The sequence below is a fragment of the Marinobacter sp. C1S70 genome (genome assembly GCF_000475355.1).
GTDB classification, from domain to species: Bacteria; Pseudomonadota; Gammaproteobacteria; order Pseudomonadales; family Oleiphilaceae; genus Marinobacter; species Marinobacter nauticus.
Genome location: NZ_AXBW01000022.1, coordinates 45,695 through 58,863, shown reverse-complemented (window position 1 = coordinate 58,863; position 13,169 = coordinate 45,695). Strand labels below are relative to the sequence as shown.

Below are 13,169 nucleotides of genomic sequence, written 5' to 3'. Positions count from 1 at the left end.
GTTTCCTGATAATCGTTCCATCACAGGCGTTATGGGCGATTATCAGGAGCACTCAGGCAGTGGCAAATAACAAAGGACTGGTTTCAGGCAACCCTCACACTCCCCCCACTCAATGCGATGTACTGGTGGTCGGGGGAGGCGTAAACGGCACCGGAATTGCCATGGACGCCGCAGGCCGGGGGCTTCGGGTTGTTCTGTGTGAGATGAACGATCTTGCCTCTGCCACTTCGTCCAGCAGCAGCAAACTTATCCACGGCGGTCTGCGCTATCTTGAGCATTACGAATTCCGGCTGGTCAGGGAAGCACTCGGTGAACGAGAGGCCCTGCTACGAAACGCCCCCCACATCATGTGGCCGATGCGTTTTCGCCTGCCCCATCAGCCCCACCTGCGACCAGCGTGGATGATCCGTACCGGCCTTTTCCTCTACGATCATCTGGCCAAGCGCGAACTGCTGCCCGGCTCCCGGTCTATTACCTTCGGCCCGGACTCACCCCTCAAACCCGACATCAGTCGCGGATTCGAGTATTCAGATGGCTGGGTTGATGATGCCAGGCTGGTGGTGCTGTCTGCTCGCAAGGCCGCTGAAAAAGGCGCAACCGTATTGACCCGCACCCGCTGTAGCCGCGCCGAGCGCCGTAACGGGCAATGGCACGCCACCCTGGACGATCACCACCGGGACAGGCAGTACAACATCCGCGCCAAGGTGGTCGTTAACGCCACCGGCCCCTGGGTCAGCAGCCTGTTCGGTGAAAGCCTGTCTATGCCAGCTCCCAAGCAGATCCGCATGGTCAAGGGCAGCCACATCGTGGTACCCAGGCTCAACCAGGATACCGAAGCCTATATTCTTCAGAATCAGGACGAGCGCATTGTTTTCGTGATCCCCTACGAGGACCGCTTCTCCCTGATCGGCACCACCGATGTCGATTACGTGGGCGATCCGTCGCAGGCACGGATTTCCCCAGAGGAAACCGACTATCTGCTGTCGATCGTCAACCAGTATTTCCGCCGGCAACTGTCCGCCAACGATGTAGTCTGGAGTTACTCCGGTGTTCGGCCGCTGATGGACGACGAGGGTGGCACCGCACAGTCTGCCTCTCGCGACTACTCATTCGAGGTTGATGATGAGAACTCGCTGCCCCCTTTGATCTCGGTGTTCGGGGGCAAGATCACCACCTACCGGAAGCTCGCCGAAGCTGTGACCGATCAGGTCAGTCGCTATTTTCCCGGTTCCGGCCGATCCTGGACCCGAACGGCCGTGCTGCCCGGCGGGGACTTCAACACTCAGGAGCAGCTGGCTACCGAACTCGCGGCCGATTTCCCCTGGCTGGACGATGCTGTAATCCATCGGTTTGTGCGAAGCTATGGCACCAGCAGCTACCACATTCTGGAAGGCTGTCAGAACATGGCCGATCTCGGCCACTGGTTTACCGATACCCTGTCTCGTCGCGAGGTGGATTATCTGATGACCCACGAATGGGCGATCACACCAGAGGACCTGCTCTGGCGGCGAACCAAACAGGGCCTGTACATTAACCCGGAACAATACAGCGAGCTATCTGAGTATATGGCCCGGAGTGGCCAGGTCAGTTCAGAATGCTAGCAACTCTGGCCTGAATGGCCGGCACCACTTCCGCTTCAAACCAGGGATTCTTTCGCAACCAGAGGTTATTGCGGGGGCTGGGATGGGGCATCGGAATGACATCAGGCCAGAATTGTTGCCACTGCCGCACATTCTCGGTAACCGCGCGCCTTGCGCCGGGAATATGCCAGGCATGAGCATATTGACCGATCAGCAAGGTCAGGCGAATCTCCGGCAAGCGGTCGAGCAACGCCCGGCGCCAGGCCGGAGCGCACTCGGGGCGTGGAGGAAGATCTCCGGATTTACCGGTGCCCGGATAACAGAATCCCATGGGCAGGATGGCGAGTTTCTGTTCATCGTAAAAGGTGTCGCGGGTAATGCCCATCCATTGGCGCAGCCGGTCGCCACTGGGGTCGTTAAACGGCAGACCGGTTTCGTGTACCCGTCGACCCGGCGCCTGCCCGACCACGAGAATGCGGGAGGATTCACTAAGCTGAATGACCGGCCTCGGCTCGTGGGGCAGATCGCCTGCACAAATCTGACAGGCACGAACACGCCGAACCAGCTCATCAAAGGACAGGTTTATCAAAGAATCGGTCATACCTCGGAATTTCCTAACGCTTCGGCAGCTCCCAGTAAACCGGTATAGGGCTCTGTCACCACGTAAACCGGTGTAAATTCCATTAGCGGACGCATCCGCCCCTTGGCTACAAAGGCTTCACGGAACGGGCTCTCAAGAAAAAAGTCGAGAAACCCTGGCAGCATACCGCCACACAGGTACACGCCGCCCAGACTCCCCAGCGTCAGCGCCGAATTGCCTGCGGTTCGCCCAAGCATTTCGCAGAAATGCTGAAGGACTTCCCCGGCCAAGGCATCGGAAGCGTCCACAGCGGCGGCTGTGATCTTCTCCGGAGCATCGAGTGGGGCCGCCACGCCACGGATTTCGGCATGGGCCTGATACAGGTTCAGCAAACCCTGGCCGCACAGAATCCGCTCGACCGACACCCGCCCAAACCTGGCCCGGAGTAGGCGCAACACGTCCATTTCCGTGTCATCGGTGGGGGCAAAATCCACATGGCCCCCTTCAGTCACCAAAGGCACCCAGCCATTTCGAATCGGAACCAGACCGGAAACGCCCAGGCCCGTTCCCGGACCCATCACCAGTTTCGGCCGGCCAGGGTCTCCCGGGCCGCCACAAACGTGCACCAGATTGGCGTCCGATACATGGGGCACGCCCAGCGCCATGGCGGTAAAATCATTGATGACCTTGAAGGCCGACCAGCCAAAGACCTGTCGCACCGCCTCAATGTCAAAGCGCCAGTGGTTGTTGGTCATTGTCACCCGGGTACCGCGCAAGGGGGAGGCCACGGCCAGACAGGCCTGCCTGACCGACGCCACACCTACACGTTCCAGATAGGTGACCACCACCTGATCCAGGTTCTCGTAATCACGGCAGGGCAAAACTTCAATAGCTTCTGGTTCTATACTGCCCTGCTTCACCAGAGCAAAGCGTGCATTGGTTCCCCCAATGTCCCCCACCAGAGAATAGTGTTCTGCTGTCATGCCTCGTGGTTCCAGAAAAAACTGGCACCTTGTTCAGGGTTGCTTGCCGAACGACGGAACCAACCAAACAGCTCCCGCCCGTAGCCCGTATGATAGCCGGACAGATCCGTCGTTGCAGGCCTGCGGGCGGCCAGCACGTCATCCTCTACCCTGATGCTGAGGGTTCCGTTGCGGGCGTCCAGGACAACGGTATCCCCGTCTTCAACTCGGGCCAAAGGTCCGCCATCCAACGCTTCGGGGTATACGTGGATGGCGGCAGGCACTTTCCCGGAAGCGCCAGACATCCGGCCATCCGTCACCAGGCCCACTTTGTAGCCCCTGTCCTGCAACACCCCCAGATAAGGGGTGAGTTTGTGTAGCTCCGGCATACCATTGGCACGGGGACCTTGAAATCGCACAACCACAACGCAATCCCGATTCAGCTCTCCGGCCTCGAAGGCCGCCTTGAGCTCGTTCTGATCGTTGAATACCACGGCCGGGGCCTCGATGGTATGGTGCTCAGGCGCGACTGCCGAGACCTTGATCACGCCCCTGCCCAGATTGCCCTCCAGCACCCTGAGCCCACCATCCGGCGCAAAAGGCTGGGCCACACCACGGAGTACCTCCGGCATGGCACTTTGCTCAGCTGCAGGCTTCCAGGCGGGCTTACCATCGTCGAGTTCGGGCATGCGGGCGTACTGCTCCAGGCCTGGGCCCATCACTGTGTGCACGTCGTTATGCAGGTATCCGCCAGCAAGCAGTTCGCGGATCAGGAACGGCGTACCACCCGCCTCGTGGAAGGCATTCACATCCTCCTGGCCATTGGGATAGATACGGGTCAACGAGGGCACAACCGCAGAAAGCTCGGCATAGTCATTCCAGTCAATGATGATGCCGGCAGCGCGGGCGATGGCTATCCAGTGAATGGTGTGGTTGGTTGAGCCGCCCGTTACCAGCAGGGCGACCAGGGCATTGACGATGCTCTTTTCGTCTACCATATCGCCCAGCCCCAGATCTCCACCGTTAGGTTTCGATAACCGGATAACCTGTTCCGTCGCTGCCCTGGTCAGCGCATCACGCAGCGGTGTGCCTGGATTCACAAAGGCGGCACCCGGCAAGTGCAGCCCCATCACCTCAACCAACAGCTGGTTGCTGTTGGCGGTGCCATAAAAGGTACAGGTACCGGGACTGTGGTATGACTTGCTCTCGGCTTCCAGCAACTCCTCTTTGCCAATCCTGCCTTCAGCATAGAGCTGACGGATGCGCTGCTTCTCTTTGTTGGGCAATCCGGACGGCATGGGGCCGGCGGGTACCAGTATGGTCGGCAGATAGCCAAAACTCAGCGATCCGATGAGCAGCCCCGGAACAATCTTGTCGCAGATCCCCAACAACAGCGTGGCATCAAACATGTTGTGGCTGAGAGCAACCGCCGTGCTCATGGCGATCGTGTCCCGGGAGAACAGGCTGAGCTCCATGCCAGGCTGCCCCTGGGTCACGCCATCACACATGGCGGGTGTGCCCCCGGCAACCTGGGCCACCGACCCCATACCATGGGCCGCCTCGCGGATGATATCGGGGAACTGTTGGTAGGGTTGATGAGCCGAAAGCATATCGTTGTAGGCCGTTATGATTGCCACGTTGGCCTTGTTCATCAGCTTGAGCGTGTTCTTATCCGCCTGATTACAGGCGGCAAAGCCGTGGGCAAGGTTGCCACAGGACAGCGTGCCCCGTTGGGGGGAGTTCTTTTTCAGCGCCGCCATACGACAGAGGTACTCTTGCCGCGTGGCTTGACTTCGGGCCACAATTCTCTGAGTAACCTTCACTATGGTTGGATGCATCCTGCAGCCTCCTCTACGGATTCACTCGAACATAGAACAAAGAATAGTAAAAAACGCTTCAAAACATAGACACAGCAAAAAATTATCGCCATTATTTTGGTAACTTTACTACATATCACGAAAGCAGGCATCGGGAGCCCTCGAACATCTAGCGAGGTGAAACCGTGTCACAGAAGGGTCATCAGTAGTTCATATACTGGCACCCACTATCATTGACCGCTGGCACTGTCGACTCTTCGACCATACCGGCGAACCCGGAATAAGGACACCCACATATGCTCAGGCGCACGAAAATTGTCGCCACGCTCGGCCCCGCCACAGACACACCGGAGTCACTTGCCGCCATCATCAAGGCCGGCGTTGACGTGACTCGCCTGAATTTCTCCCATGGCAGCGCCGAAGAGCACATGGCCCGTGCCCGACAGGTTCGTGAAGCCGCTGCAGCACAGAGCCGCTTTGTTGCCCTTCTCGCCGACCTTCAGGGCCCCAAGCTGCGCATCGCGCGATTCACCGATAACAAGGTATTCCTGGAAGCCGGGCAAACCTTCGTTCTCGACGCCAGCATGGACAAGGACGCCGGCACAGCCGAGCGGGTGGGCATCGACTACGAGCAACTGATTGAAGACGTTGCCCCCGGCGACATTCTGGTGCTCGACGACGGCCGCATCGAAATGGAAGTGATGTCGGTAGACGAGCACAGCATTACCTCCAAGGTACTGATTGGCGGTCCATTATCCAACAACAAGGGCCTGAACAAGCGAGGCGGAGGACTGTCTGCCGAAGCTCTGACCGAGAAAGACAAGCAGGACATTGTTACCGCCGCAAAACTTGACGCGGATTATGTCGCCGTCTCATTCGTGCGCACCGCCGAAGATATGCACATCGCGCGCAGACTGCTGAGCGAGGCCGGCTCTGAGGCGGGCCTGGTCGCCAAAATTGAGCGGGCGGAGCTGGCACACGACGACCAGGCCCTGGATGAGGTCATCCTCGCCTCAGACGCCGTCATGGTCGCCCGGGGAGACCTGGCGGTTGAGATTGGCGATGCCGAACTGGTAGCAGTTCAGAAGCACATCATTGCCCGCGCCCGGGTTCTGAACCGGGCGGTCATCACCGCAACCCAGATGATGGAATCGATGATCACCAACCCGATGCCCACCCGGGCCGAGGTGTCCGACGTCGCGAATGCCGTAATGGACTACACCGACGCGGTCATGCTGTCGGCCGAAACCGCAGTAGGTGACTATCCGAAAGAAGCGGTAGAGGCCATGGTCCGCATCTGCCTGGGGGCCGAACGGCATCCCTCCATGCACCAGTCCAAACACCGGATTCACGAGAGCATGGAGCGGGTCGACGAAGCCATCGCTTTGTCTGCCATGTACGCCGCCAACCACCTGCAGGGTGTGCGTGCCATCATCTGCATGACTGAGACAGGCGCTACCCCCAGACTGATGTCACGCATCAAGTCCAGCCTGCCGATCTTTGCCCTGTCGCGCCATCACTCCACCCAGCACCGGGTGGTTCTTTTCCGCGGCGTGCAGACCATACCCTTCGATTCGGCCCGGATTGCCAATGAGCAGACCAATGCTGAGGCCGTGGAACAACTGCGCAGACGCGGCGTAGTCGGCGAAGGTGATCTGGTGGTGATTACCAAGGGGGATTACGTCAACGCTCAGGGCGGCACCAACACTATGAAAATCGTGCGCGTTGGCAGCGATATCCGCTAGCCGCCGAGCAGCGCCTGACACAGCCTTCGGCCAGACACACAAAACCCACCACGACGGTGGGTTTTGTGTTTACCGGTTTAAAGGTCGCCCAGACTTCCCCTGGCAATTTCCGACACTGCCGGCCAGTCTTTACCGGCAATGGCCTCTGCCGGCGTGAGCCAGGACCCACCCACAGCACGGACATTCGGCAACGCCAGATAGTCTCTGGCTGTCTGCCGGCTAATGCCACCCGTCGGACAAAAGACGACATCGGGAAATGGCCCGCTGAAGGCCTTAAGCGCAGGGATACCCCCTGCCACTTCCGCCGGGAAAAACTTGAACTCCCGATAGCCCAACGCATACCCCATCATCAGCTCGGACACCGTCGAAACCCCTGGTAACAGCGGTGCCTCGGAGGTAACACCGAACTCCAGAATGGCCTCAGTAACCCCGGGGGTAATCACAAACTGCGCACCAGCAGACTCCACCTGTCGATACTGGGCAATACTGGTAACCGTTCCTGCACCAACCCAGGCTTCGGGAATGGCTTTCCTGACCTTTTCAATGGCCCGCACTCCATGCTCGGTGCGCAAGGTGATTTCAAGTACCCGGATACCTCCATCTACCAGCGCACGGCACAGCGGAATGGCATCGTCCGGGTCTTTGATCGCAATCACAGGCACCAGAGGTGAGGCGGCCAGAACGGCCTTTACCCGCTCGCGATGATAGTCCGACAATTGATTCATGATGATCTCCTAAAGCAGTTAGCGGCGGTGACCAGACAAGCAGCGCGGCGTCACGGGCTCCAGAACACTTCCAGGCCGGATTTCAGGAAGGCCCGCACCGGCATGGCCAATACATCATCCAGAGCCGAACACGCCCTTCTGAGCGTCTCCAGCTTGTCCTCCCCTTTCAGGTGCAGCGCGGTAAAGCGCGCTTGCGCCAGTACTGCCCGGGTCAGAGTCACCCTGGACTGAGGCTGGGATTCGGGTGTCATCGCCGCTACCAGGCCAGTATTGAACTCATCCATGGCTTCAGGCAATTCAGGCGCATCCGGAAACAGCGAAGCGGTATGACCGTCATTGCCCATTCCCAGTATCACCACATCCAACGGCAGAACCAGCACCGAAAGCGCCTGCCGAACTGCCTCCAATCCTTGATCCGGGATTTCCCCCGGCTGCTTCAGTGCCAGGTAACGGGCTTTCCCAGCCCTGCCCACTAAAAGGTTGTTTTTGACCAGGGTTGTGTTACTGGCAGGATCGCCCTCCGGCACCCAGCGCTCGTCCGCCAGCACAATATCCACTCTGGACCAGTCCAGATCGGCCTCGGACAACGCCTTGAAGAAGGGCAAAGGCGTAGAGCCTCCGGACACCACCAGGCTGGCCCTGGGCGCCTGCTCAAGACGACTGGCGAGCACATCGGCGACCGTCGAGGCCAAGGCCCGGGCCACGCCCCCGGCATTATCGTCGGCGTGGAACCCGACCCCCTCTGGCAAGCGAATGTCAGGCATCCTCATACCAGCTCCTCCCATCCCGCGTGATCATGGCAATGGAGGCAACCGGGCCCCAGGTGCCGGCGGCATATCGCTTGGGCGGTTCGCCACTGTCTCGCCAGTTAGCGATGATCTCGTCGACCCAGCGCCAGGCGTATTCCACCTCATCCCTGCGAACAAAAAGGTATTGATTACCTTTCATCACCTCCCACAGCAGACGCTCATAGGCATCCGGAATGCGCTCCGCTTCAAAGGTTTCGGAGAAGGTCAGCTCCAACGGTCCCTGCCGCAATCGCATCCCCTTATCCAGACCCTGATCCTTGGTGAGGATTTTCAGTGCCATTCCCTCATCTGGCTGCAACCGGATAATCAGTTTGTTGTTGGCCAAATGCTTCTGGTCCGGGTCAAAAATGTAGTGAGGCGCGGGCTTGAAATGGATGATGATCTGGGAAAGCTTCTCCGGTAGTCGCTTGCCCGTGCGGATGTAAAATGGCACACCAGACCAGCGCCAGTTGTCGATCTCAGCCTTCAGGGCCACGAAGGTTTCGGTGGCACTGCCCTTGTTGGCATCTTCCTCCTCCAGATAACCCGGAACCGGCTTGCCATTGCTGGTGCCTGCAGTGTACTGACCACGCACGACGTACCGATCCATCATGTCCGGGGTAATCCGCTTCAGCGCCTTGAGTACCTTTACCTTCTCGTCCCGGATACTGTCCGCTGACAGGTCAGCAGGCGGATCCATCGCAATCAGGCACAGCAACTGCAGCAGGTGATTCTGAATCATGTCGCGAATCTGACCGGCCTGATCAAAATAGCCCCAGCGCCCTTCTATACCTACGCTCTCCGCGACGGTGATTTCAACGTGAGAGATATGATTCTGATCCCACTGGGAAGCAAACAGGTTGTTGGCGAATCTCAGGGCAATCAGGTTCTGCACGGTCTCCTTACCCAGATAGTGATCAATCCGGAACAACTGGTTTTCGTGGTAGACCTCTCCAAGCTCATCGTTGATGACCCGGGAAGACTCAAGGTCGTGGCCAATAGGCTTTTCCACCACCACCCGGGTTTTCTCATTACAACAACTGGTCGCCTTCATATTGCGGGCAATCACGCCATACATCGAAGGCGGCGTGGCCATATAGACGATGAGTTCGTTGTTGGGTTCATCCCGCCACTCCCGCAGGGCCCCATAGCCGTCAGGATCGGTGAAATCCAGCAACAGGTAATCCACCCGCTGCAGAAATGCATTCGCCACACCAGCATCAAACTCACTGTCTTTCACATGATAGCGAAGCTTTTCAAACAGTTGCTCCCGGACGTCCGCTGTTGTTGCCTTCGTGCGGGCAATCGCCAGAATGCGACTGCCCTGCGCGAGCAAGCCCGCGCGCTCCAGCTGATACAGCGCTGGGAAGAGTTTACGCTGAGCCAGGTCACCCAAGGCGCCAAAAAGCATCAGGTCACACGGGGCATTCGCGTTCTTTACCATGAGTCGCGCCCTCCATGATTTGCCGCTCCACTTCATTCACATTAACAGGAAGTAGTAGTTTTAGAAAAAAAACAGTCAAATTGCTGACTCCCACCCCTCAGAAAACCACGTTATGACACGTTGACTACCGCAAACACACCAATAAAACGGTATACTCCCGAGTTCTTAGATGATTCGGCCCCAAAAGATCAACGGAGCATCCATTCATGACAACCAGTCACGCGCACCGGGAAGAGAATCTGCTGGAAGATATTCAGGAACGCCTGGATAATCTGAACAAGTCCGAGCGCAAAGTGGCAGAAGCGATTCTTAAGGATCCCAGCGCTGCAACGCGGTACAGCATTGCAGCCCTGGCCCGGGCGGCCAATGTCAGCGAACCTACTGTAAACCGATTCTGTCGGAGTTTTTCAGCGACGGGCTTCCCGGACTTCAAGATCCGATTAGCACAGAGCATTGCGACAGGAACACCCTATGTCGGCCAGAATATAGAGCCCGACGACACCGTGGCTGAATTCGCTGACAAAATTATGCTCAGCACCATTGCCAACCTGGATAAGTCTCGCCAGTCACTCGATCACAAAGCGCTAGCTTCGGCCATCGACTATCTTATCCAGGCAAAACAGATCCACTTTTTTGGCATGGGCGGCTCCGCGTCGGTCGCACTCGATGCCCAGCATAAGTTTTTTCGATTCAACATTCCGGTAACCTCATACGACGACGCTCTCATGCAGAGAATGGTAGCGGCAGGGGCGCAGGTCGGAGATGTGATCGTGATGATCTCGTACACCGGCAGAACCAAGGAAAGCGTTGATATCGCCAGAGTGGCGCGAGAGAACGGCGCAACGGTTATTGGTATAACAAACCCGGAATCCCCTCTTGCGGAGTTCTGTACGGTGGTGGTTGGCGTCACAACCCCGGAAGACACAGAAGTGTATATGCCCATGTCTTCCAGAATTATTCATTTGACGGTCATCGACATCCTCGCAACCGGTGTAACGCTGAAACGTGGATCGGATTTTCTGGGCCATCTCAAGAAAATCAAGGAAAGTCTGAAAGCTACCCGATACCCGAAAGAATGAACCGCTCACAAAAAAGCCCCCGAAAGGGGGCTTTCTTTTGAGGTCTATAGCAAATCAGTTCCGCTCAACCTCAGCTGTATTGCGAAGGTACTGCTGGTAGGCGGTGTATTCACGCTGCCCCTCCAGCTGTGCCAGGAAACGCAACAGCTGCTGGTATTCCGCACCTTCCTGATCAACCTCACCCTCGTTGACGCTGGTCAGGACAATAACAGTAGCCTGGTCAGCCGTTACAGTGCGGCCAACGGTGGGCGTGTCGCCGTTCGGGCGAGCCATTGAAAACACTTTCTGAACCACGCGCGGGCTCAGGCCAGAGCCATTCCGGCCCTGATTCTCAAACTGCTGCCATTCACCGACGCCCAGTTCCTCGACACTGGCACCGGATTCAAGCTGAGCCACGAGCTCATCAACACGGGCTGCCAGCGCTTCCCGCGTTTCGGTTCTCTCCAGAATCCGACGAATTTCCGACTCCACATCAGCCAACTCCAACTGGCGCGGTTCATGATACTCGCGCACCCGGGCAACTACCGATACGTTATCACCCACGTCGATCAGCTCGGTGTTGTAGCCACCCTCAAGTACATCTTCAGAGAACAGTTGACGTACCAGACCCGCATGATCAAAGGGTGCTGCACCTCCGTCCCTGCTGACACCTTCGACCACCCGAATTTCCAGACCCAGCTCTTCGGCCGGGCCGGCAAGATCGTCGGCAGCGTAGGCCGCATCAGCCAATTGCGAGCGAACTTCCGCAAAACGCTCACTGGCCTTGGTTCTGGCCAACTCCAGTCGCAGCTCTTCACGCAACTCATCAAACGCAGGCACATCGGAACGACGTACGTCTTCCAGTTTGATCAGGTGAAGACCAAAGCTGGTCTCAACCGGGCCAGACACTTCGCCTTCTTCCAGGGCAAACAGGGCTTCTTCAAAGGCTTCGTCGTAGACACCGCGGCCAGCAAAACCAAGATCACCACCTTCCTGCGCAGATACGGTGTCAACCGAATATTCCTCGGCCAGGGCTGCAAACGACTCACCCTCTTCAAGACGCTGCTGGATGGTTGCGAGAGTCTCCTGCCCGTCATCACCGGCCTCTACAAGAATGTGAGCGGCACGGCGCTCTTCCCGTGCGTATTCTTCAGCACGCTCCTCGTAATAGGCCCGCAATTCATCTTCGGCGACCTCAATGGACTCCGCCAACGCCCCCTGGGACAAGGTAATGTAGGCAGCATCCACCTGCTCTGGCTGACGAAACTGGTCACGGTTCTCGTCGTAGTACGCCTGCACTTCTGCCTCGGTCACATCCACCTGGTCCTGGACGCTGCTGCCATCGAGGGTCAGCACGCGGAAGTCACGGGTCTGATTCTGAATGGCCAGCAAATGGGCTGCATTCTCAGGTGCCACGACACCAGTCTGGACGATCGCCGCACGAATCTGGTTGACCACGTAGTTCTTGCGCATGCTTTCGCGGAACTCGGCAACTCCCATACCCAGGTTGCGCACTGTGGCTACAAAACGGTCGCGATTGAACTGGCCGTCAATCTGAAACTGGGGCATCTGGGTTATCAGGGAATCGATGTCGGCATCGGTCAGCTCCAGCCCCTGGCTCTGGGCATCCTGGGTGAGCACGGCCTCCTGTATCAGCGCGTCCAGTACGTCACGACGAATCTGATCCTCGTCCAGCAGAGATTGGTCCGGATTCTCCATCTGCATCAGGCGCTGCTGGCTTTCCATCTGTACGGTGCGCAGGAACTCCCGCTCGGTGATGTCCTGACCGTTGACCGTTGCCACTTCTGGCTCCCCAGTGAAGCCGCCGATGATGGCGTCCATTCCCCAGATCGAGAGGGAAATAATCAATAGGCCAACGATAACCTTGGCGATCGTACTCTGGGCGTTATCCCGAATATCTTGAAGCATGTTGTTCTCGAATCCCTGTTCAAGGTTCTGCTGTTGGTAGTGGTGAGGCGAGAGCTGAATGAGCCACCGTTAACACGCAAAAAGGCGCACCCTTACCGGAATGCGCCTTGAATTCTGATGGCAGTTCCCGGAACCGGGAACTGCCAGAGAAAGAGCCGTTACTTAACGGCGTCTTTCAGGGCCTTGCCTGCCTTGAATCCAGGCACTTTAGAGGCCGGAATCTTGATTTCTGCGCCAGTCTGCGGGTTGCGACCGGTACGGGCAGCACGCTCTTTCACAGAGAAGGTGCCAAAGCCGATCAGGGTAACCTGGTCGCCTTTCTTCAGTGCACCGGTGATGGAGTTGGTCATGGCATCCAGCGCACGGCCAGCTGCGGCTTTGGAGATGTCTGCGGACTCTGCAATTGCATCGATCAGTTCGGACTTGTTCACACTAAACCCCTTCGATTTCAGGTTGAAGATGTTATAGGTCGGTTTGTTTTTTCGCGGACGTTCTCGACTATCGCATAAGCGATTGGAGAATTCCATTCTTCAGTTTTTTT

11 protein-coding genes are annotated in these 13,169 nt (G+C 57.7%); 3 read left to right on the top strand and 8 right to left on the bottom strand.

All coding sequences use genetic code 11. The annotated features are described in order from the left end of the window. The first annotated feature begins 59 nt into the window (after positions 1-59). Complete coding sequence (gene glpD / locus Q669_RS07335; RefSeq protein ID WP_052000785.1) at positions 60-1,601, top strand: glycerol-3-phosphate dehydrogenase; 1,542 nt, start codon at positions 60-62, stop codon at positions 1,599-1,601. Here glpD and Q669_RS07330 read toward each other — a convergent pair. The 3 genes from Q669_RS07330 to edd are packed head-to-tail and all read right to left on the bottom strand — an operon-like array spanning position 1,585 to position 4,960. Further along, on the bottom strand, positions 1,585-2,181 hold the full coding sequence (locus Q669_RS07330; protein ID WP_022991786.1) for a uracil-DNA glycosylase family protein: 597 nt from the start codon (positions 2,179-2,181) through the stop codon (positions 1,585-1,587). The two genes, glpD and Q669_RS07330, sit on opposite strands and share 17 nt — an antisense overlap. Beyond that, complete coding sequence (glk, locus tag Q669_RS07325; RefSeq protein WP_022991785.1) at positions 2,178-3,143, bottom strand: glucokinase; 966 nt, start codon at positions 3,141-3,143, stop codon at positions 2,178-2,180. Before glk ends, Q669_RS07330 begins: the two co-directional genes overlap by 4 nt. Continuing rightward, positions 3,140-4,960 (bottom strand): phosphogluconate dehydratase, encoded by a 1,821-nt coding sequence (gene edd / locus Q669_RS07320; RefSeq protein ID WP_036149139.1) that lies wholly within the window; start codon positions 4,958-4,960, stop codon positions 3,140-3,142. Before edd ends, glk begins: the two co-directional genes overlap by 4 nt. 275 nt (positions 4,961-5,235) lie before the next feature. Here edd and pyk point away from each other — a divergent pair, with 275 nt between their 5' ends. Then, positions 5,236-6,684, top strand: a complete 1,449-nt coding sequence (gene pyk / locus Q669_RS07315; protein ID WP_022991783.1) for a pyruvate kinase — start codon at positions 5,236-5,238, stop codon at positions 6,682-6,684. 77 nt (positions 6,685-6,761) lie between these two features. Here pyk and Q669_RS07310 read toward each other — a convergent pair whose 3' ends face one another. The 3 genes from Q669_RS07310 to zwf are packed head-to-tail and all read right to left on the bottom strand — an operon-like array spanning position 6,762 to position 9,641. After that, a complete protein-coding gene (locus Q669_RS07310; RefSeq protein WP_022991782.1) occupies positions 6,762-7,409 on the bottom strand; it encodes a bifunctional 4-hydroxy-2-oxoglutarate aldolase/2-dehydro-3-deoxy-phosphogluconate aldolase in 648 nt (215 codons plus the stop codon). Between the two features lie 50 nt (positions 7,410-7,459). Next, positions 7,460-8,173: a 6-phosphogluconolactonase gene (pgl, locus tag Q669_RS07305; protein WP_022991781.1), complete on the bottom strand. Its 714-nt coding sequence runs from the start codon at positions 8,171-8,173 to the stop codon at positions 7,460-7,462. Further along, entirely contained in the window at positions 8,166-9,641 is a 1,476-nt protein-coding gene (gene zwf / locus Q669_RS07300; protein ID WP_022991780.1) for a glucose-6-phosphate dehydrogenase, read from the bottom strand. Before zwf ends, pgl begins: the two co-directional genes overlap by 8 nt. A 206-nt stretch (positions 9,642-9,847) precedes the next feature. Between zwf and Q669_RS07295 the strand changes: the two genes are divergently transcribed. Next, complete coding sequence (locus Q669_RS07295) at positions 9,848-10,720, top strand: MurR/RpiR family transcriptional regulator (RefSeq protein ID WP_011785314.1); 873 nt, start codon at positions 9,848-9,850, stop codon at positions 10,718-10,720. Between the two features lie 54 nt (positions 10,721-10,774). Here the strand turns inward: Q669_RS07295 and Q669_RS07290 are convergent, their stop codons facing one another. After that, positions 10,775-12,628, bottom strand: coding sequence for a SurA N-terminal domain-containing protein (locus Q669_RS07290; RefSeq protein ID WP_022991779.1), 1,854 nt, complete (start codon positions 12,626-12,628; stop codon positions 10,775-10,777). A 158-nt stretch (positions 12,629-12,786) separates the two neighbouring features. Further along, positions 12,787-13,059 (bottom strand): HU family DNA-binding protein, encoded by a 273-nt coding sequence (locus tag Q669_RS07285; RefSeq protein ID WP_008174603.1) that lies wholly within the window; start codon positions 13,057-13,059, stop codon positions 12,787-12,789. Between the last annotated feature and the right edge of the window lie 110 nt (positions 13,060-13,169).

Coding starts and splice junctions, on each gene's coding strand:
- Q669_RS07290 (WP_022991779.1), bottom strand. CDS start 12,628: ATGCTTCAAGATATTCGGGATAACGCCCAGAGTACGATCGCCAAGGTT.
- Q669_RS07295 (WP_011785314.1), top strand. CDS start 9,848: ATGACAACCAGTCACGCGCACCGGGAAGAGAATCTGCTGGAAGATATT.
- glk (WP_022991785.1), bottom strand. CDS start 3,143: ATGACAGCAGAACACTATTCTCTGGTGGGGGACATTGGGGGAACCAAT.
- Q669_RS07310 (WP_022991782.1), bottom strand. CDS start 7,409: ATGAATCAATTGTCGGACTATCATCGCGAGCGGGTAAAGGCCGTTCTG.
- pgl (WP_022991781.1), bottom strand. CDS start 8,173: ATGCCTGACATTCGCTTGCCAGAGGGGGTCGGGTTCCACGCCGACGAT.
- edd (WP_036149139.1), bottom strand. CDS start 4,960: ATGCATCCAACCATAGTGAAGGTTACTCAGAGAATTGTGGCCCGAAGT.
- zwf (WP_022991780.1), bottom strand. CDS start 9,641: ATGGTAAAGAACGCGAATGCCCCGTGTGACCTGATGCTTTTTGGCGCC.
- Q669_RS07330 (WP_022991786.1), bottom strand. CDS start 2,181: ATGACCGATTCTTTGATAAACCTGTCCTTTGATGAGCTGGTTCGGCGT.
- pyk (WP_022991783.1), top strand. CDS start 5,236: ATGCTCAGGCGCACGAAAATTGTCGCCACGCTCGGCCCCGCCACAGAC.